Origin of the sequence: Actinomyces sp. ICM39 (genome assembly GCF_000282935.1) — a bacterium.
In the GTDB taxonomy this organism is placed as follows: domain Bacteria; phylum Actinomycetota; class Actinomycetes; order Actinomycetales; family Actinomycetaceae; genus Pauljensenia; species Pauljensenia odontolytica_B.
This window is the reverse complement of the sequence record NZ_ALCB01000016.1, coordinates 56,533-74,819: the sequence shown is the minus strand read 5'-3', so window position 1 is coordinate 74,819 and position 18,287 is coordinate 56,533. Positions and strand designations below refer to the sequence as shown.

General features: G+C 66.8%; 18 protein-coding genes. All 18 read left to right on the top strand.

Translation table 11 applies throughout. The features are described from left to right. Positions 1-48 precede the first annotated feature (48 nt). The 18 genes from dapB (at position 49) to miaB (ending at position 18,087) form a co-directional block, all read left to right on the top strand. On the top strand, positions 49-789 hold the full coding sequence (gene dapB, locus HMPREF1137_RS01125) for a 4-hydroxy-tetrahydrodipicolinate reductase (protein ID WP_007587815.1): 741 nt from the start codon (positions 49-51) through the stop codon (positions 787-789). Beyond that, positions 786-1,328: a GNAT family N-acetyltransferase gene (locus HMPREF1137_RS01120; RefSeq protein ID WP_007587697.1), complete on the top strand. Its 543-nt coding sequence runs from the start codon at positions 786-788 to the stop codon at positions 1,326-1,328. Before dapB ends, HMPREF1137_RS01120 begins: the two co-directional genes overlap by 4 nt. 104 nt (positions 1,329-1,432) lie before the next feature. After that, the gene (gene dapA / locus HMPREF1137_RS01115; RefSeq protein ID WP_034496168.1) at positions 1,433-2,329 is read left to right on the top strand and encodes a 4-hydroxy-tetrahydrodipicolinate synthase; all 897 of its coding nucleotides are present in this window, start codon (positions 1,433-1,435) and stop codon (positions 2,327-2,329) included. 147 nt (positions 2,330-2,476) lie between these two features. Next, positions 2,477-2,902, top strand: a complete 426-nt coding sequence (locus tag HMPREF1137_RS01110; RefSeq protein ID WP_034496143.1) for a DUF4418 family protein — start codon at positions 2,477-2,479, stop codon at positions 2,900-2,902. Between the two features lie 13 nt (positions 2,903-2,915). Next, complete coding sequence (locus tag HMPREF1137_RS01105) at positions 2,916-3,797, top strand: DUF6273 domain-containing protein (protein ID WP_034496165.1); 882 nt, start codon at positions 2,916-2,918, stop codon at positions 3,795-3,797. Then, complete coding sequence (locus tag HMPREF1137_RS01100) at positions 3,794-4,984, top strand: FtsX-like permease family protein (RefSeq protein ID WP_007587782.1); 1,191 nt, start codon at positions 3,794-3,796, stop codon at positions 4,982-4,984. Before HMPREF1137_RS01105 ends, HMPREF1137_RS01100 begins: the two co-directional genes overlap by 4 nt. A 27-nt stretch (positions 4,985-5,011) precedes the next feature. Then, positions 5,012-6,220, top strand: a complete 1,209-nt coding sequence (locus HMPREF1137_RS01095; protein ID WP_007587781.1) for an ABC transporter permease — start codon at positions 5,012-5,014, stop codon at positions 6,218-6,220. Between the two features lies 1 nt (position 6,221). Beyond that, positions 6,222-6,896 (top strand): ABC transporter ATP-binding protein, encoded by a 675-nt coding sequence (locus tag HMPREF1137_RS01090; protein WP_007587704.1) that lies wholly within the window; start codon positions 6,222-6,224, stop codon positions 6,894-6,896. A 99-nt stretch (positions 6,897-6,995) separates the two neighbouring features. Then, positions 6,996-8,687, top strand: a complete 1,692-nt coding sequence (locus HMPREF1137_RS01085; RefSeq protein ID WP_034496162.1) for a ribonuclease J — start codon at positions 6,996-6,998, stop codon at positions 8,685-8,687. Between the two features lie 117 nt (positions 8,688-8,804). Further along, complete coding sequence (locus tag HMPREF1137_RS01080) at positions 8,805-9,704, top strand: PfkB family carbohydrate kinase (protein WP_034496159.1); 900 nt, start codon at positions 8,805-8,807, stop codon at positions 9,702-9,704. Positions 9,705-9,761: 57 nt separating this feature from the next. Beyond that, positions 9,762-12,611 (top strand): FtsK/SpoIIIE family DNA translocase, encoded by a 2,850-nt coding sequence (locus HMPREF1137_RS01075; RefSeq protein ID WP_007587872.1) that lies wholly within the window; start codon positions 9,762-9,764, stop codon positions 12,609-12,611. 17 nt (positions 12,612-12,628) lie between these two features. After that, on the top strand, positions 12,629-13,351 hold the full coding sequence (gene pgsA, locus HMPREF1137_RS01070) for a CDP-diacylglycerol--glycerol-3-phosphate 3-phosphatidyltransferase (protein ID WP_007587784.1): 723 nt from the start codon (positions 12,629-12,631) through the stop codon (positions 13,349-13,351). 170 nt (positions 13,352-13,521) lie between these two features. Then, positions 13,522-13,836: a helix-turn-helix domain-containing protein gene (locus tag HMPREF1137_RS01065; protein ID WP_034496157.1), complete on the top strand. Its 315-nt coding sequence runs from the start codon at positions 13,522-13,524 to the stop codon at positions 13,834-13,836. Between the two features lie 3 nt (positions 13,837-13,839). Further along, positions 13,840-14,064: a DUF3046 domain-containing protein gene (locus HMPREF1137_RS01060; RefSeq protein ID WP_007587862.1), complete on the top strand. Its 225-nt coding sequence runs from the start codon at positions 13,840-13,842 to the stop codon at positions 14,062-14,064. 251 nt (positions 14,065-14,315) lie between these two features. After that, positions 14,316-15,407, top strand: coding sequence for a recombinase RecA (recA, locus tag HMPREF1137_RS01055; RefSeq protein ID WP_003796169.1), 1,092 nt, complete (start codon positions 14,316-14,318; stop codon positions 15,405-15,407). 3 nt (positions 15,408-15,410) lie between these two features. After that, positions 15,411-16,037, top strand: a complete 627-nt coding sequence (locus HMPREF1137_RS01050) for a regulatory protein RecX (RefSeq protein ID WP_007587760.1) — start codon at positions 15,411-15,413, stop codon at positions 16,035-16,037. 5 nt (positions 16,038-16,042) lie between these two features. Continuing rightward, the gene (locus tag HMPREF1137_RS01045) at positions 16,043-16,537 is read left to right on the top strand and encodes a CinA family protein (RefSeq protein WP_034496155.1); all 495 of its coding nucleotides are present in this window, start codon (positions 16,043-16,045) and stop codon (positions 16,535-16,537) included. Between the two features lie 11 nt (positions 16,538-16,548). Further along, a complete protein-coding gene (gene miaB / locus HMPREF1137_RS01040; RefSeq protein WP_034496140.1) occupies positions 16,549-18,087 on the top strand; it encodes a tRNA (N6-isopentenyl adenosine(37)-C2)-methylthiotransferase MiaB in 1,539 nt (512 codons plus the stop codon). The last annotated feature ends 200 nt before the right edge of the window (positions 18,088-18,287 follow it).

Sequence of the window (18,287 nt, the reverse complement as noted above, 5' to 3'; positions counted from 1 at the left end):
GTGGGAATACCCTGAAGACAGCCACATAACCGTAAGAAGGAGAGCGCAATGATTCGCGTCGCAGTGACAGGAGCCAAGGGCCGCATGGGCTCGACCGTCGTTCAGGCGGTCACGGACGCCCCGGACATGGAGGTCGTTGCACTCTTCGATGCGGGCGACGAGATCACGCCGCAGAGCGTCAATGGCGCGCAGGTCGCCGTCGACTTCTCAATCCCCAGCGTCACCGAGTCCAACGTGCACGCGCTCCTCGACGCGGGCGTGGACGTCGTCGTGGGCACGACCGGCTGGACGGAAGAGTCCTACGCGCGCGTGCGCGAGCATGCGCAGGCCGCTGGGCGTGCCGTCCTGATCGCCCCGAACTTCGCGATGGGCGCGGTGCTCGCCATGAAGTTCGCCGCCATGGCCGCCCCCTACTTCGAGTCCGCCGAGGTCATTGAGATGCATCACCCCGCCAAGGTGGATGCTCCCTCCGGCACCGCCGTGGCGACCGCGCGCGGCATCGCGAAGGCGCGCGCCGAGGCCGGCCTGGGCGAGATGCCCGACGCGACCGAAACCGACGAGCTCGGCAGCCGTGGCGGCCGTGTGGATGGCATTCCGGTCCATGCCGTGCGCCTGCGCGGCCTGACCGCCTCGGAGGAGATCCTCCTGGGCAACGCGGGCGAGCAGCTGGTTATCCGCACGGATTCCTTCGACCGTGTCTCCTTCATGCCCGGTGTCCTGCTCGGCGTGCGCCGCGTGGTCGGCCGCACGGGCCTGACGATTGGCCTCGACCAGGTGATGGGCCTGTGAGCCGCAGCGCGGGTCCGGACCGCTCCGTGCGTCCCGCTCAGAGCGGCGACGCGCGCGCGATCGCTCGTCTGCAGCGCGAGGCCTGGCGCTCCCTCATGGGGCAGGACGCCCTCGATGCCCAGGGCATTACCGAGGAGGCGCTCGCCGCCCAGTGGGAGGCGACGCTGGCCTCTCCGCGGCCGGGCGGCACCGCCCTCCTCGTCGCCCTCCACGGCAATACGATCGTGGGTTTCGCTCTGGCCGGTCCCGATGAGGCCGGGGAAGCCTCGGCCCCCGACGCTGAGTCGGGTGAGGCGGCGGTGGCCGCGACGCAGGTGTATGAGCTGGCGGTGGATAAGAACTTCCGCCGGTCGGGGCATGCGTCGCGCCTGCTGTCGGCGGTTGCGGACCTGACGAGTGGCCAGTTGCGCGTGTGGGTCGGCGTGGATGATGAGGAGCGCCAGCGCTTTTACACGTCGGCGGGCTTTGCGCCCTCGGGCGCGGTGCGAGTGCTGGGCGATGGCCCCACGCAGCACATGTGGTGGGCCGAGCGCGACTAAGGGCCCACGGCGCGAGCGACGCCACGCGGCTGCGTGCGTGGTGCTCCGTCCACGTCGGGGGCGGTGCGCGCCCATTGTGAGGGGCCATGCGTATCATGGAACGCATGAGTAACATTCCTCCCCGCCGCTTCGGTTCCCTCGCAGCCGCCATGGTCACGCCGATGACCGACACCGGCGAGATTGATCTGCCTTCTGCGCAGCGCCTGGCGACCAAGCTGGTCGATGAAGGGTGTGACACGATTCTGCTGTCCGGCACGACGGGCGAGTCGCCGACGACTCACCAGCCGGAGAAGAACGACCTGACGGACGCCGTCCGTGAGGCCGTGGGGGATCGAGCGTTCATCCTGTGCGGCGCGTGTTCGAACGACACTGCGCACGCGGTGCGTATCGGAGAGGGCGCTCAGGAGCACGGAGCGGACGGTCTGCTGATCGTGTCCCCGTACTACAATCGTCCTTCCCAGGAGGGCCTGCGTGCGCACGTGCGCGCCGTGACGGATGCGACCGACCTGCCCGTCATGCTCTATGACATTCCGGGGCGCACGGGCATCGCGTTCTCTGACGCGACCCTCGATATCCTTGCCCAGCACCCGCGGATCCTGGGCGTCAAGGACGCGACGGGTGACGTGGAGACCGGCGTGGAGCGCATGCACCGCACGGGCCTGGAGTACTACTCGGGCGACGACGGCCTGAACTTCGCGTGGATGACGGGCGGTGCCTCGGGCTTCATTTCCGTGGTCACGCACGTGGCCTCGGCCCAGTACCGTCGCATGATCGAGTTGCTCGACAGCGACCAGGTGTGGGAGGCGCGCGAGCTGTCGTACTCTCTGCGTCCCCTCGTGCACGCCATCATGGGCGGCGGACAGGGAGCGGTCATGGCGAAGTACGCCCTGTGGCTCCAGGGTGTCATCGACAGCCCGGCTGTGCGCCTGCCGATGGTGGGCATCAGCGACGATGAGGTGTCGGCCCTGCGTCGCGCCCTGTGCACCGCTGGTCTACTCTGACATATAGTTCGCCCCCGTCGAGACCCGGCGGGGGCGAGGTGTATGTTCGGGGCGCCATGGTGGCATTATTGCTCGTTGACGAGTGTTGAAAGTTATGCTTAATATACTTAGGTAAAGCTCATCAATACTGATCGTTGTCTTCAAGGAATGGATACCGTGGCAAAGAAGGACGTCATCATTCCCCTGGTCCCGGCCGCTCTCAGCGCCCTGCTGCTCGCCGGAGGTGTGACCGTCTTTTCGGCGTGCGAGCAACGGGCCGACGGCTCGTGGATGCACTGCCACCAGTGCCAGAACATGGTGGCCGGCAGCGCCGTCGGTCTCATCGCGATGTACGGAGCCTCGGCCCTCGTCAAGAACAAGCCCGCGCGCCTGGCCCTGCTCGCGCTCGCGGTGATCGCCAGCGTCGTTGTGTTCTTCATCCCCGGCGGGATCTGCCCGCTGTGCGCGATGAAGACGATGCGCTGCCACACCGTCTTCCAGCCCTTCGTGCGCATTATGAGCGTCCTGGTTGCCGGCAGCGGTATCGGAGCCCTGGTGGCGTCCTGGAAGAAGGACGCGAAGCCCTCCGCCTGACGTATCGCCCCGGATAGGAGACAATGGCGGCGTGAGGGCCCTAGGACGTTCGACAACCGTGCGCATCGGCGCGGTTCTCCTCGTGCTATCCCTCGTCGCCGTTCTCACGATCGTCGTGCGCAACGCAGTGCGCTATCGCGAGGCCGTCGCCCTGGACGAGGCCGGGGATACCCAGGGGGCGTACGAGCTCTTCCATGCGCTCGGCGGGTACGGTGACGCGGCCCAGCGAGCGCAGGCCCTCGTCGAAGCCGATCCCGCGCTGCCGTACCGCTCGGCATCCAAGGGCGACACCGTGTCCTTCGGGTCCTACGAGCAGGACGGCAACGCGGATAACGGGCCGGAGCCGATTCAGTGGATCGTCCTCGATAACATCGATGGCCAGCTCCTGCTCCTGAGTGCAGACGTTCTCGAGGCGCGCCAGTACCACCACGTGCCCTTCGAGGAAGTCACGTGGGAGAACTCCGATTTGCGTGCGTGGATGAACGGCGACTTCTACGAGGGCGCGTTCACCCCCGTTCAGCGAGGGCTCATCGAGACGGTGCACAACGAGAACGCGGATCAGTCGATCACCGGCGCGAGTGGCGGGGCCGCGACCGACGATCGGGTCTTTGCGCTCAGCGAGACCGAGAGCGTCATCTACTTCAACACGCCCGCTGCGCGCAGTGACATCGGAGCGGCCCTCGCGAGCCAGCACGCAGCCGCCGGGCCTCTGAGCGTCAGCGAGGATGGCACGGCCGACTGGTGGCTGCGCTCTCCTGGAACCTACGGATTCGCGACCCAATTCGTTGATGCCTCGGGCACTCCCTCGCTCAGTGGAGCGAATGTGGACCTGCAGTACGGGGTGCGCCCGGCCCTGTGGATCAACGTCGCGGGGGCTGGTGAGGAGAGCCGATGAGCAAGGCGCTGTCACTGCGCCGAGTTCCTCTCATGAACATCCGCGCCCACCCCATCCGATCCCTCGTCATTGCAATCCTGGCACTCGCCCAGGCAGCCTGTGTGTTCGGTGGGTTCGTCCTCGTCGATGCGATGAGGAGCGAGCTGTCGTTGGCTGAGCGCAGGCTCGGAGCAGACCTCGTCGTCTATCCGACGACCTGCCTGAACCGGGTGGAGAAGAAGCGCCTCCTCATGCTCGGAACCCCGGTGGGCTGCCACCAGCCGCGCTCGGCTCTGGCGCGCATGTCGTCCAACGAGGACATCGCCGCGGTGTCCTATCAGCTCTACGTGTCCGAAACGCTGGCGGATGGCACTACTCGGTGGATCGTCGGCTTCGAACCTGAGACGGATTTCGTGCTCTCGCCGTGGATTGCCGAGGGGGAAGGGACGTCGCTGCCGCGCGGATCGGTCCTCGTTGGTAGCGCCGTGGCGGATGGTAACGAGGAAACGATGAGTATCTTCGGGATGCAGCGCCCGATTGGCGCGCATTTGCTCGCCACCGGATCGGAGCTGGACAGCGCTGTCTTCGTCCCCATGGACACCCTCGCCGACATCGTCGCGGACGCCTCCGCGGCGGGGCAAGACGTCGACGCTTCCCTCGACCCGGCTACCGACTACTCCGCGGCGCTCGTGCGCGCCTCGGACAGTGACGCGATCGAGAGCGTTACCAACTGGATCAACCTCTACGTGCGCAAGGTGAAAGCCGTGCGCAGCAGCGAGGCCCTCGTTGATGCGGGGGCGGGCATCCGATCGCATCGCTTCGTCGCAATCGGGGTGCTGGGGGCTATCTGGCTGGTGCTCCTCGGAGCGCTCGCCGTCGCTCAGCTCAGCCTCATGAACGAACGCCGCCAGGAACTCGCCGTGTGGCGCTCGATCGGAGCCTCACGCGCCATCGTCAGCCGCATCATGCTGCGGGAATCGGGGCTCCTCCATGCGGCGGGTGCACTCGTGGGCACAGGGCTCGCGGCCCTCGTCCTGCCCTTGGTGGGGGAGAGGAGCGTGGTTGAGGCTCTTCATGTCCTCGCTACGTCGCTGCCTCTCGCCGGGCTGTCGATCGTCGTCGTGACCTGCGTGGGCATCGTCGGCACTCGGCTCGCGCTCGCTCGGGTGAGCCGGGCGGCCGCGGGGAACAAATCGGTCCTGATCTAGGGACAATTGTCAAGGAGGAATGACGCAATGCTGTCGCTGTCGCGACTACCGTGGATGAACCTGCGCGGATACCCCGTGCGGACGGGGACTCTGGTCTTCTTCTCCATGCTCATGACGATGACGATCTTTGCTGGAACGCTGGTCGTCCAAGGTATCGAACATGGCCTGCGCACGACTCAGTCGCGCCTCGGAGCCGACATCATGGTGACGCCCGACGAGGCAGACACCGACTTCGACGCGCAGACCTTCCTCGTGAACGCCGAACCGTCGTACTTCTACATGGACGCGTCCACGCGCGAGGCAGTCGCCGCCGTCGATGGGGTCGAGGCCGCCTCCTCCCAGCTGTTCCTCGCCTCGGCGAGGGCGAGCTGCTGCTCGGGCCGCTACCAGGTGATCGCCTACGACCCGGCCACCGACTTCACGATCCAGCCGTGGATGAACGACGCCGTCGGGCAGACGCAGCTGGGGGAGAATGAGGTGATCGTCGGCGCCAACGTGCTCGCCAACGACCCGGAGAACTTCCAGCTCTTCGACAACACCCTGCGGGTCGTCGGCCAATTCGACCCGACCGGATCGACCCTCGACAACGCGGTCTACATGAACTTTGAGACCGCGAAGAAGGTTATCGACTCGTCGCTGCGCAAGGGACTCAACAAGTACTCGACGCTCGAAACCGACCGCATCATCTCCTCGGTCATGGTCAAGGTGGCACCTGGATACGACGCCGAGGCCGTGGCCGCGCAGATCCGTGAGCAGGTCCCCGGCGTCTCGGTCGCCACCTCGACGAAGCTGGTCAGCGGCATCGCGGCGTCACTGGACGCAACCTCGCGCACCGTCACCACCCTCATCGCCGTCGCGTGGGGAGCCGGCCTGCTTATGATCACCCTCATGTTCGTCCTGATGGTCGTCGAGCGCAGGAGAGAATTCGCGACTCTTATCGCCGCCGGTGCACACCGTCGCATGATCTCGCGCATCATCATTCGCGAGGCCCTCGCGGTCAACGCACTCGGTGGCATCGGCGGCATCGTCGTCTCCGGTGTCCTCCTCATGTCCTTCTCCGGGCTCGTACGCCAAAGTCTGGGAGGGGGATTCCTCGTCCCGTCGCTGCCCACTCTGGCGCTGCTCGCTCTGGGAGCGCTCGCGTCGGTGGGCCTCGTCGCCCTCGTCTCCTCGTGGATAGCGCTACGGTACGTGACGACAATGGACGCCAGCCTGGCCCTGAAGGAAGGGGAATGACATGATCATCGAGGCAACGGGACTCACGAAAGAATTCGCCCGAGCCCGCGGGGGAAAGCGCCTATTCACGGCGGTCCACCCGCTGGATATCGACCTGGAGGAACGCCTACTGACCCTCGTCTCGGGACACTCCGGCAGCGGCAAGAGCACCCTGGCGAACATGCTCGCCGGCATCCTCACGCCGACGGCGGGGCACGTACGATTGGACGGCACGGACCTGTACTCACTGCGCGACGAGGAGCGCTCGCGCCTGCGCAACGAGCGCATCGGCCTCGTCCCCCAGGGGCACACGGCCCTGCGTGCCCTGACGGTCCTTGACAACGTCTTGCTCCCCTCGATCCTCTACGCCAAGGCCGAGGCACCCGCGGATCGTGCCCGCGAGCTGCTGGCCGCCGTGGGTTTGGGTGACCTCGCCGATGCCGCACCCACCGAGCTGTCGGGCGGCGAACTGCGGCGCATGGCGATCGCGCGCGCCCTCCTCATGGACCCCGCCATCGTCATCGCAGACGAGCCGACCGCCGGCCTCGATAGCGCGAACGCGACTGCCGTCCTTACCCTCCTGCGCGACGCCGCGGATCGGGGGGCCGCCGTCCTTGTTGTCTCCCACGAGGCCGAGGCCCGCAGCTTTGCCGACCGCTGCTACACCATGGAAGACGGACACCTGAGCGAGAACTAACGGCTCGGCGTCCCCGAATACGCCAAATGTGAGGGGAGCGACCTGCCCAACATGTCTCCCGATGCGGGCAAAGCAGCGCCAACGTGGCAGACTGGCATCATGAAGTCTTTGTACGAGAACCTCAGCGAACCCGCGCCCCTGGAAGAGGGCGCACTGCGAGTGATCCCGCTGGGAGGTCTCGGCGAGGTCGGCCGCAACATGAACGTCCTCGAGTATCGGGGCAAGCTCCTGGTCGTGGACTGTGGCGTTCTCTTCCCCGAGGAGAGCCAGCCCGGCGTCGACCTTATCCTGCCGGATTTCTCCTGGATTGAGGATCGCATGGACGACGTCGTCGGCCTCGTCCTCACGCACGGCCACGAGGACCACATTGGCGCGGTGCCCTACCTGTTCAAGCTGCGCAGCGATATTCCGGTCTACGGCTCCGACCTGACCCTGGCCTTCGTCGCCCCCAAGCTGCGCGAACACCGCCTGCCCGACCCGAGCCTCAACGTCGTCGCCGAGGGCGACCGCCTCACCGTCGGACCCTTCGACCTTGAGTTCGTCTCCGTCACCCACTCGATCCCCGATGCGCTCGCGGTCTTCGTGCGTACCGATGCGGGCAACGTCCTCATCACGGGCGACTTCAAGATGGATCAGCTGCCGCTGGACCGTCGCCTCACCGACCTGCGCGCTTTCGCCCGCATGGGCGAGGAGGGTGTCGACCTGTTCATGGTGGACTCCACGAACGCGCTGGTGCCCGGATTCATCACGCCTGAGCGTGAGATCGGCCCGGTCCTCGACCAGGTGTTCGGCGAGGCCACGGGCCAGATCGTCGTTGCCTCCTTCGCCTCGCACGTGCACCGCGTCCAGCAGGTCATCAACGCCGCTGCCCACCACGGGCGTCGCGTGGCCTTCGTGGGCCGCTCCATGGAGCGCAACATGCGCATCGCGGAAGAGAAGGGCTACCTGTCGATTCCCGAGGGTCTCATTGTGGATCTCAAGGGTATCGGTGAGCTGCCGCCCTCCGAGCGCGTCTACATGGCGACCGGTTCGCAGGGCGAGCCGATGGCTGCCCTGTCGCGCATGTCGGTGGGTTCGCACCGAACCGTGACGATTGAGCCGGGCGACATGGTTGTCCTGGCCTCCTCGCTGATTCCCGGCAACGAGAACTCCGTGTACCGCGTCATCAACGACCTGACCCGCCTGGGGGCGCGCGTTGTGTCCAAGGAGAACGCGAAGGTGCACGTGTCCGGTCACGCGAGCGCCGGCGAGCTCATCTACTGCTACAACATTGTTCAGCCCAAGAACGTCATGCCCATCCACGGCGAGGTCCGTCACCTGGTGGGCAACGGTCAGCTGGCAGTCAAGACGGGCATCGACCCGCAGAACGTGGTTCTGGCGGAGGACGGCGTGACGGTCGACCTCAAGGACGGCGTCGCGCGCGTGTCGGGCATCGTGCCCTGCGAGTACGTGTACGTGGACGGCCGCTCGATCGGAGAAATCTCCGAGGACGAGCTGGAGACACGCCGCACCTTGGGGTCGGAGGGCTTCATCTCGATCTTCGCGGTCGTCGAGCACGATTCGGGCATGGTCCTGGCCGGCCCGGAGATTCGCGCGATCGGCATGGCCGAGGACGATTCGGTATTTGAGGAGATCCTCCCCGACGTCACGCAGGCGCTCAAGGATGCGGCGGCGCCCGGCGGCCAGGACCCCTACGTTCTGCAGCAGGCCATGCGCCGCGTTATCGGGCGCTGGGTTGCGCGCCGTCTGCGTCGTCGTCCTATGATCGTCCCGGTCGTGACCGAGCAGTAGGCAGGCATTCTTCATTGACGAGGCCCTGGCGTGCTGGGCGTTAGCGCGCGCTTGAAGGAAGGAATCTACGTGTCGGGTCGTTTCATTTCGACGCATTCTGTCGCTCTTGTGTTGCCGATGCATATCGCGTACATGCCGGAGCGAGGAGGGTCCGTTCACGCGGATGCGGCTAGTTCGCGTCCCGGCGGCGGTTTTACGACCCTGTGCGCCGCAGCTGCCATGGGGGTGCCCGCGGCTGCCGCCTCGCCCCTGGGCACGGGACCGAACTCCTTCGCGGTGCGTCAGCAGCTGGTCGAGGCCGGCGTCGACGTCCTGACCCCCGAGCTGGTTGGTGACATCGGCGTGGTCATCCAGTTGATCGTCGAGGACGGCTCGATGCGCTCGGTCGTGACGGCCGGTGTCGAATCTGAGCCGTCGCGCGCGGCTCTCGACCGTATCGAGCTGCGCGAGGGCGACGTCGTACATGTGGCCGCATCGGATATGACGAGCGCGCACGCCGCCTCCGAGCTCAGCGAGTGGGCCGCCGCTCTGCCTCCCTACGTGACCCTCGTCGTCTCGGTGTCTCCGGCTGTTGCCCAGGTGCCCGTCGAGGCCTGGGAAACGATTTTCCCGCGCGCCGACGTCGTGACGATGAACAGCTGGGAGGCCGCTGCCCTGGCCGGCATCCTGGACGCCAACCAGCACGGATCGACGATCCGCACCTACATGCGTCCCGACGCTGCCACGGTGCGGCGTTCGGGGGACCGAGGCTGCGAATTGCAGAAGTTCGCCGACGCCCCCGTCATTTCGATTCCTGCGTTCCAGGCGCCCATCGCGGACACCGCGGGCGTGGGGGATACGCACATCGCCGAGATGTGCGCGGGTCTCGTCATGGGCTACGACCTGGAGACCGCGTGCCTGATGGCAAACGCGGGCGCGGCTCTTGCGATTTCCCACGAGTCGGCCCTGCCCGTCCCCACCCGTGATCAGGTTGAGAACGTGCTCGAAACCGGGGTTGTTACGAACATCCTGCGCTGATCTCACGCGGCGCGCCTGGCGGAGCGGGGGCACCGTGGGCGATATGGTGGAACGATCATGGCACAATCGTCTCCACGCTCCTCGTCAGGCAAGGCTCCCGCGCGCCCGCGCGCGAAGGGAGGCGCCTCTCGCTCCGCTCACACGCCCCAGCCCGAGCCGACGCAGCCGGGTTTCCTGGCGCGCTTTTTCTCGGCGGTCGGTCGTGCGGCCGTTGGCGCCGTCCGCATGTGGAAGGCGACTGATTCACAGGTCAAGCGTGACGCCGCCGCCTTCGTTGCGGTCGCCGCAGCCATCGTCATCGCGCTGCGCGAGTGGTTCCAGATTTCCGGCGAGGCCGGGGATGCCATTCACCACGCGTCGGCAGGCCTGTTCGGTATCTTCTCGGTTGTCCTGCCCCTCGTCCTGATTGCCCTCGCCGTCGAGCTTGTCTCGGCACGCTCCGGGCGCTCGGCTCTGCCGCACCACGTGGCCGGCGGTATCGGCATCACCGCGGCGCTGACGGGCCTCGTGCACATCTCCCGCGGCAACCCCGCGATGGGTGCCGATCCCGGCATTGAGGCGGCTGGTGGCCTGCTCGGCTGGTTCGTCGCGCGCCCCCTGGCCCTTCTCCTGTCCGGCTGGGGTGCGGGAGCCCTGATGATCCTGCTCCTGGCCTACTCGATCCTGCTCGCCACGCGGACGGCTGTCGCCGATGTCCCCGCGCGGCTGCGCGACCTCGCCGCCCACCTCAGCGGTGAGCGCCCAGCGGGCGACGCCGAGGCAGCCGATCAGGTCGGCGGCGATCCCGCCAAGGAAGCGCGCCGCAAGGCGCGCAAAGACCTCGCGGCCGGAGACGACGCGTTCCTCGACGAATACGACGGAGACGAGTCCTTCCGCAAGGCCACCGACACCGAGTCGGTGGGGGAGACCCGCCTGCTGGAATCCGGCCCCATCGCGGCTCCCGCGCCCGCCCCGACTCCCGCGCCCCGGCCTCGTCAGTCCACGCCGGACGCCCCCACCGAGATGCTCACCCAGATGCGTCCCGCCGTGGCCCCCGCGCCCGTCCAGGTGCCCGCGCACGTGCCCGAGCCCGAACCGGAGCCCGAGGATGAGTCGGCGCCCCCGCCGATCACCGACGAACCCGAGGGGGCCTTCCAGCCCAACCTCGACGACTCGATCAGCTACACGCTGCCCTCGGAGGACCTCCTGGTCTCCGGACCGCCCCACATGACCCGATCCGCCGTCAACGACCAGGTTGTCGCGGCCCTGGGACAGGTCTTCGCCGACTTCAATGTCGACGCGCGCGTCACCGGTTTCTCCCGAGGCCCGACAGTCACCCGCTACGAGGTCGTCCTCGGCGCCGGCGTCAAGGTTGACAAGCTCACCAACCTGTCGAAAAACATCGCCTACGCCGTGGCCTCCGCCGACGTTCGTATCCTCGCGCCGATCCCGGGCAAGAGCGCCATCGGCATCGAGATCCCCAACGCCGACCGCGAAAACGTGGCCCTCGGCGACGTCCTGCGCTCGGCTGCGGCCCGGCGCAACCAGCACCCGCTCGTCGTCGGCGTTGGCAAGGACGTCGAAGGCGGCTACGTCGTCACCAACCTGGCCAAGACCCCGCACATGCTGGTGGCCGGCCAGACCGGTTCCGGTAAGTCCTCCTTCGTTAACTCCATGATCACGTCGATCATGATGCGTGCGACGCCCCAGCAGGTGCGCATGATCCTGGTCGACCCCAAGCGCGTGGAGCTCACGATCTACGAGGGCATCCCGCACCTCATCTCGCCCATCATCACCGACGCCAAGAAGGCCGCCGAGGCCCTCGAATGGGTCGTCAAGGAGATGGATGCGCGATATGACGACCTGTCGGACTACGGCTTCAAGCACATCGACGACTTCAACAAGGCGGTGGCCGCCGGACAGGTGCAGGCCAAGCCCGGGTTGGAGCGCACGCTGCACCCCTATCCGTACCTTCTCGTGGTCGTCGACGAGCTCGCCGACCTCATGATGGTCGCGCCGCGCGACGTCGAGGCGTCGATTCAGCGCATCACGCAGCTGGCGCGCGCCGCCGGCATCCACCTGGTCCTGGCCACGCAGCGCCCCTCCGTCGACGTCGTCACCGGCCTCATTAAGGCCAACATCCCCTCGCGCCTCGCGTTCGCGACCTCTTCGCTGACCGACTCGCGTACGATCCTCGATCAGCCCGGCGCCGAAAAGCTCATCGGCCAGGGCGACGCCCTCTACCTGCCCGCGGGTGCCTCCAAGCCCATGCGTGTCCAGGGAGCCTGGGTCTCCGAATCCGAGATCCACCAGATCGTCGCCCACGTCAAGAGCCAGATGGAGACGCACTACCGCGACGACGTCGTGCCGGAGAAGAAGGAAGCCAAGGTCGCCGAGGACATCGGAGACGATCTCGAAGACCTGCTGCAGGCAGCCGAGCTCGTCGTCTCCACCCAGCTCGGCTCCACCTCGATGCTCCAGCGCAAGCTGCGCGTCGGCTTCGCCCGCGCCGGTCGCCTCATGGACCTGCTCGAGTCGCGCGAAATCGTCGGCCCCTCCGAAGGATCCAAGGCGCGCCAGGTGCTCGTCACCCCCGAACAGCTGCCCGAGGTCCTTGCCATGCTGCGCGGAGAGTCAGCCGGCATCGCCGAGCCTGAGCCCGCCCCCGCGCCCGCTCCGGCCGCTCCCGAGGGGGCACCCAGCCCGGCCATCGGTGCACCCGCTGCTGTTGCGGGGGAAGCTCCGGCCTCGTCCGCTCCCACGCAATCGCCCGCTTCCGGTTACGAAATGGGCACGGCATCCGCCGGCGATTCGCGCGGCAGCGGGGTTGACCCGTACTCTGGTCATAACTTTGGTGGGTCCTCGCCCGACTGGGTCGATGAGGAGCCTGAAGACAACGAGGACGCTTGGCAGCTCACAGGCCGCTGAGAGGAAAGGAAACGGTCATGAGCGATAACGTGTCGCGCGTGCAGCGAAACAGCAAGGTTCCCGTCGTGAACCTGCCCAACGCGCTGACCGTTTTGCGCCTGGTCCTCGTTCCGATCTTCGTCGTTCTGGGCCTGCAAAGTCAGTCGTGGACCGCGCTATGGGCGGCCTTTGTCGTCTTCGCCGTCGCCGCGATCACGGACCGCTTCGACGGGGAGCTCGCCCGCTCGTGGGGGCAGATCACGGACTTTGGGCGCATCGCCGACCCTATCGCCGACAAGGCTCTGACCCTGTGCGGCTTCGGCCTGCTGTCCTACCAGGGCTTCCTGCCCTGGTGGCTGACGATCCTTATCGCCGTGCGCGAGCTGGGTATCACCGCGATGCGCGCCTTCTTCCTGCGCCGCGGCGTCGTCGTGTCCGCGAATCAGGCGGGCAAGCTCAAGACCTTCATGCAGATGATCGCTCTGGGCATGCTGCTAATCCCGTGGGCACACTTCACGGCGTTGAATGAAGCGAACGAGGGGTGGGTCGTTATCCTGATCCGCCTCGGCCAGATTTTTGCAGGTGTTGCCCTGGCGCTCACGCTCTACTCGGGCGTCATGTACGTCATCGAGGGGGTGCGCCTCATGCGCGGTTCGTCCGCGGGTGAGGCCGAGGTTCAGGCTCCGGAAGTGCCTGCGACCCAGGAAGCCGCGTCTGAGTCTCCGAAGCGTGGCCTTGCGGGGCAGCACGTCCAGAGTTGAGCGTGGGTGACGCAATGCATGCGCTCATCGACTCGGCGGCGGAATAATCCTGAGAGGGCTCGCGTTGTACGGGTATGAATGCAAGGCGAGGAATGAACGCGCAGCGTCACAGCGTTTCGATGCGCGAACTAACACTGCACTCCTCAAAACAGAACGGCTACAGTAACACTATGGAAAAGACACTGAGCGAAACCCCGCTGCTGCGCAGCGAGCTGGGCGATGTTCTGCGTGGCATCCGCCAGCGCCAGGGTCGAACCCTGCGCGAAGTCTCTTCTGAGGCCCAGGTCTCCCTCGGCTACCTGTCCGAGGTTGAGCGCGGGCAGAAGGAAGCGTCCTCGGAACTGCTTGAGGCCATCACCTCGGCCCTGCGTGTTCCGCTCTGGTTCGTCCTGCGCGAGGTCTCCGAGCGCATGGCGATCATCGACGGCGCGGTCATCCCCGACGCGGTGCCCGACGACATCATGCCCGTCACGCTGATTTCCTGACGCGTGAAGCACTCTGAGTTTTACGAGGCGGTCGAGGCGACCTTCGGGTCAGCCCTCGGCCGCTCGTATGTTTCCGATCTCTACCTCGCCTCTCTGGGGGCCACCGCGCGCGACGCCCTGTCCATCGGCGTGAATCCGGATGAGGTCTGGGCAACCCTGTGCGAAGAAACCGGGCGCGAGGATGCGCGCTGGATTCATCGTGTCGATCCGCGCGAGCGAGGGCGCTGAACCTCTGTCATTTCGATTCCTGTGATCGATACCTGCAAGTCGCGCAGACGGCGTGTCGAACAGCAGTCGAACATGTGTTCCATTTAAGCTTGTGGGCGACGACGCTCCGACGCGTGTCATCCACAGGGGTGACGCGCGCGGGACGCAGATGACGATGGCCGGTCGCATACTCGTCATGTCGCCTCGGAGAGGGGTGGCATTCCAGGCCAGGACACCCGCAGGCCGGAGAGGCCGCAGACGAAAGGATCACCATGGCAGCCCGTAAAGCACCCGCCGCAAAGCCCGCGACCAACGACCGCAATAAGGCGCTCGAAGTCGCCCTGTCACAGATCGACAAGCAGTTTGGTAAGGGCTCCGTCATGCGCCTGGGCGACGATAATCGCCCGCCCGTGCAGGTGATCCCCACGGGTTCCCTCGCACTCGACGTCGCCCTCGGCATCGGCGGCCTCCCGCGCGGCCGCGTCATCGAGGTCTACGGCCCCGAGTCCTCCGGTAAGACCACGGTCGCTCTGCACGCAGTCGCCAACGCCCAGAAGGCCGGCGGCAACGCGGCCTTCATTGACGCCGAGCACGCTCTTGACCCCGTCTACGCGCGCGCCCTGGGCGTCGACACCGACTCCCTCCTGGTCTCTCAGCCCGATACGGGCGAGCAGGCCCTCGAGATCGCCGACATGCTGATCCGCTCGGGCGGCATTGACATCATCGTCATCGACTCCGTCGCGGCGCTCGTGCCCAAGGCCGAAATCGAAGGCGAGATGGGCGACTCCCACGTCGGCCTGCAGGCCCGCCTGATGAGCCAGGCCCTGCGTAAGATCACGGGCGCCCTGTCCGCCACCGGCACCACCGCGATCTTCATCAACCAGCTGCGCGAAAAGATTGGCGTCTTCTTCGGCTCCCCGGAGACTACGACGGGCGGTAAGGCCCTGAAGTTCTACGCCTCGGTGCGCATCGACGTGCGCCGCATCGAGACCCTCAAGGAAGCCGGCGCCCCCGTCGGTAACCGCACGCGCGCCAAGGTCGTCAAGAACAAGATGGCCCCGCCGTTCAAGCAGGCAGAGTTCGACATCGTCTACGGCAAGGGCATCTCGCGCGAAGGCTCGATCATCGACATGGGTGTCGAGGCCGGTATCGTGCGCAAGTCCGGCTCCTGGTTCACCTACGGGGACGACCAGCTGGGCCAGGGCAAGGAGAACGTGCGTCAGTTCCTCGTGGACAACCCTGAGCTGGCCAACGAGATCGAGCAGAAGATCCTCGTCTCGCTGGGTATTGGCGAGGCCCCGGATCCGGACCAGGCGTCCCAGGACGTGCCCGACATTGATCCTGATGAGGATGCGGGCTTCTGAGTCGTGGTCCGCTATCTGGATCCCGAAGATAATCCCGAGCTGGGGGAGGAGCGCCGCAGGCGTTCCTCCCCGGGCGAGCGGCTTGCGCGCGCTCGCGAACGCAATGCGGCCCTGACGGGCACGGCGGCGATCGAGGCCGCGCGCGAAGTCGCCCTGCGTAAGCTCGACGCGCGCGCGTGTTCTCGCTTCGAGTTGACCAGCGCGATTGAAGGGCGAGGCTTCAGCGCGGAGCTCGCTACCGAGGTTGTCGGCCGCCTGGAGGCTGTTGGCCTCGTCGATGATCAGGCCTACGCGGATGCGCTCGTCCGCTCGCGGTTTTCCGGGACGGGTGCGTCTGGTCGAGCGCTGCGCGAGGTCCTCGTGCGCAAGGGGCTCGACTCCGCGACCATCGAGCGGGCTCTCTCTCAGATTGATCGGGACGACGAGGCGGAGCGTGCTGCGCAGCTGGTGGCTCGCAAGCGTCGCTCTCTCGCGGGCGTTCCTCGTGAGACCGCCTACCGTAGACTGAGCTCCATGCTCGCGCGCAAGGGGTATTCGCCGTCTGTCGCGGCCGCGGCGGTGCGCGAGGCCCTCGATACGTGGAGTGACGACGACGAAAGCGCAGAGGAGACCTGGCAGTGGGGACTGTGACCGAGATGAGCAACGTGGAGCTCGCTCAGCTGATCGGCGAGCTGACGGAGCGTGGGCTGACGATCGCGACGGCGGAGTCGCTGACGGGCGGTGGTCTCGTTGCGCGCCTCGTAGACGTGCCCGGCGCCTCTCACGTGGTGCGAGGCGGTGCCTGCACCTACGCGGTCGACACGAAGGCCTCGGTGCTGGGTGTCTCGGAGAGTCAGCTGGCGGCGACGGGTCCGGTCGATGAGCAGGTCGCTCGCCAGATGGCTCGCGGCGCGCGCTTGCTGTTCGGCGCGGATATCGGTGTGTCGACGACGGGGGTCGCAGGTCCTGGTCCCGCCGACGGATTCGACGCGGGGACCGTCCACATCGCCTGTGCGCACCCGACGGGGGAGGAGCACCGCCTTCTGCACCTGGGCGGTGATCGCGCGGCCGTGCGTGCGGGTGCGATTGGCGCAGCCCTCGCTCTCGTGCGTGACGTGCTCGACTTCGCCGCCACAGTGGCTGACGACTAAACTTCAATGCGATGAATACGATGATGCAGGACGGCACCGCGCTGCCTCGCACCTACGCGGTGCGCACCCTCGGCTGCCAGATGAACGAACACGACTCCGAACGCATGGCGGGTCTGCTGGAGCAGGCCGGCCTCGTCCCCGTTGAGAAGGTCCCCGAGGCCGCCGCCCGCGCGACCGACGCCGGCGACATGGGTGCCGACGTCATCGTGATTAACACCTGCTCCGTGCGCGAGAACGCTGCGACCCGTCTTTTCGGTAATCTCGGCCAGCTCGCTTCTGTCAAGCGAGCGCGCCCGGGCATGCAGATCGCGGTCGGCGGCTGCCTCGCCCAGCAGATGCGCGACGGCATCGTCGAGAAGGCCCCGTGGGTCGATGCCGTGTTCGGCACGCACAACATCGACGTGCTCCCGGCGCTGCTGCGCCGCGCCGAGCATAACCGCGCGGCCGCCGTCGAGATCGAGGAATCCCTCAAGGTCTTCCCGTCGACCCTGCCCACCCATCGTGAGAGCGCGTACGCCGCGTGGGTGTCCATCTCCGTGGGCTGCAACAACACCTGCACGTTCTGCATCGTCCCGCACCTGCGCGGCAAGGAACGCGACCGTCGTCCCGGCGATATTCTCGCCGAGGTTGAGGCCGTCGCCTCCCAGGGTGCCATCGAGGTGACCCTGCTGGGACAGAACGTCAACTCCTACGGCGTGGGTTTCGGCGAGCGCGGTGCGTTTGCTGACCTGCTGCGCGCTGTCGGCCGCGTCGAGGGCATTGAGCGCGTGCGATTCACCTCGCCTCACCCCGCAGCCTTCACGGACGACGTGATTGCGGCGATGGCGGAGACTCCCACGGTCATGCCGAGCCTGCACATGCCTCTGCAGTCGGGTTCCGATGCGATCCTGCGTCAGATGCGCCGCTCCTACCGCCGCGATCGTTTCATGGGCATCCTGGAGCGCGTGCGCGCCGCCATCCCGGAGGCTGCAATCACGACGGACATCATCGTCGGCTTCCCCGGCGAGACGGAAGAGGATTTCCAGGCGACTCTCGACGTCGTTGAGCAGGCTCGTTTCTCCTCCGCCTTCACGTTCCTCTACTCTCCACGCCCGGGTACGCCCGCGGCGGACCGCGAGGATCAGGTGCCGGACGACGTTGCGCTCGAGCGTTACCAGCGTCTCATCAAGCTCCAGGAGCGTATCTGCGCCGAGGATAACGCCGCGCTGGCCGGGACCGAGGTCGAGGTCCTCGTCTCCGAGGGTGATGGCCGTAAGGATGGTGCCACACACCGTATTTCGGGACGCGCCCGCGACAACCGTCTCGTGCACGTCGCCCTGCCCGAGGGTATGGCCGAGGCGGATCGTCCGCGCCCGGGCGACATGATCCGCGCGACGGTCACCTACGGCGCCCCGCACCACCTGATCGCCGACTCGGGTGCGCAGGGCGGCTTGTTCGAGGTGCGCCGCACGCGCGCGGGAGACGCGTGGGAGGCGCGCCAGGCCTCGGATGAACCCGACACCACGGTGTCGCTGGGTATCCCCACGCTGCGCGTGGGTGCCCCGAGCTGATCGGGCACCCAACCGCTTCGAGCCTCCTCAGGTGAACGACCTGGGGAGGCTCACGTATTGGCTACCCACCAGAAATACTGCACGTTTGCTCGCTTGATGGTGACAAAAGATGGGAAAATGTCTTCATCAAACAAATGTGTGACCCACGACTCCTGAGTTACTTTTGTGTCGTGGCGATCGTCACGACGACGAGGCGATCG

Coding starts and splice junctions, on each gene's coding strand:
- HMPREF1137_RS01110 (WP_034496143.1), top strand. CDS start 2,477: ATGGATACCGTGGCAAAGAAGGACGTCATCATTCCCCTGGTCCCGGCC.
- HMPREF1137_RS01075 (WP_007587872.1), top strand. CDS start 9,762: ATGGCACAATCGTCTCCACGCTCCTCGTCAGGCAAGGCTCCCGCGCGC.
- miaB (WP_034496140.1), top strand. CDS start 16,549: ATGAATACGATGATGCAGGACGGCACCGCGCTGCCTCGCACCTACGCG.
- HMPREF1137_RS01090 (WP_007587704.1), top strand. CDS start 6,222: ATGATCATCGAGGCAACGGGACTCACGAAAGAATTCGCCCGAGCCCGC.
- HMPREF1137_RS01045 (WP_034496155.1), top strand. CDS start 16,043: ATGAGCAACGTGGAGCTCGCTCAGCTGATCGGCGAGCTGACGGAGCGT.
- recA (WP_003796169.1), top strand. CDS start 14,316: ATGGCAGCCCGTAAAGCACCCGCCGCAAAGCCCGCGACCAACGACCGC.
- HMPREF1137_RS01085 (WP_034496162.1), top strand. CDS start 6,996: ATGAAGTCTTTGTACGAGAACCTCAGCGAACCCGCGCCCCTGGAAGAG.
- dapB (WP_007587815.1), top strand. CDS start 49: ATGATTCGCGTCGCAGTGACAGGAGCCAAGGGCCGCATGGGCTCGACC.
- HMPREF1137_RS01100 (WP_007587782.1), top strand. CDS start 3,794: ATGAGCAAGGCGCTGTCACTGCGCCGAGTTCCTCTCATGAACATCCGC.
- dapA (WP_034496168.1), top strand. CDS start 1,433: ATGAGTAACATTCCTCCCCGCCGCTTCGGTTCCCTCGCAGCCGCCATG.
- pgsA (WP_007587784.1), top strand. CDS start 12,629: ATGAGCGATAACGTGTCGCGCGTGCAGCGAAACAGCAAGGTTCCCGTC.
- HMPREF1137_RS01080 (WP_034496159.1), top strand. CDS start 8,805: ATGCATATCGCGTACATGCCGGAGCGAGGAGGGTCCGTTCACGCGGAT.
- HMPREF1137_RS01065 (WP_034496157.1), top strand. CDS start 13,522: ATGGAAAAGACACTGAGCGAAACCCCGCTGCTGCGCAGCGAGCTGGGC.
- HMPREF1137_RS01095 (WP_007587781.1), top strand. CDS start 5,012: ATGCTGTCGCTGTCGCGACTACCGTGGATGAACCTGCGCGGATACCCC.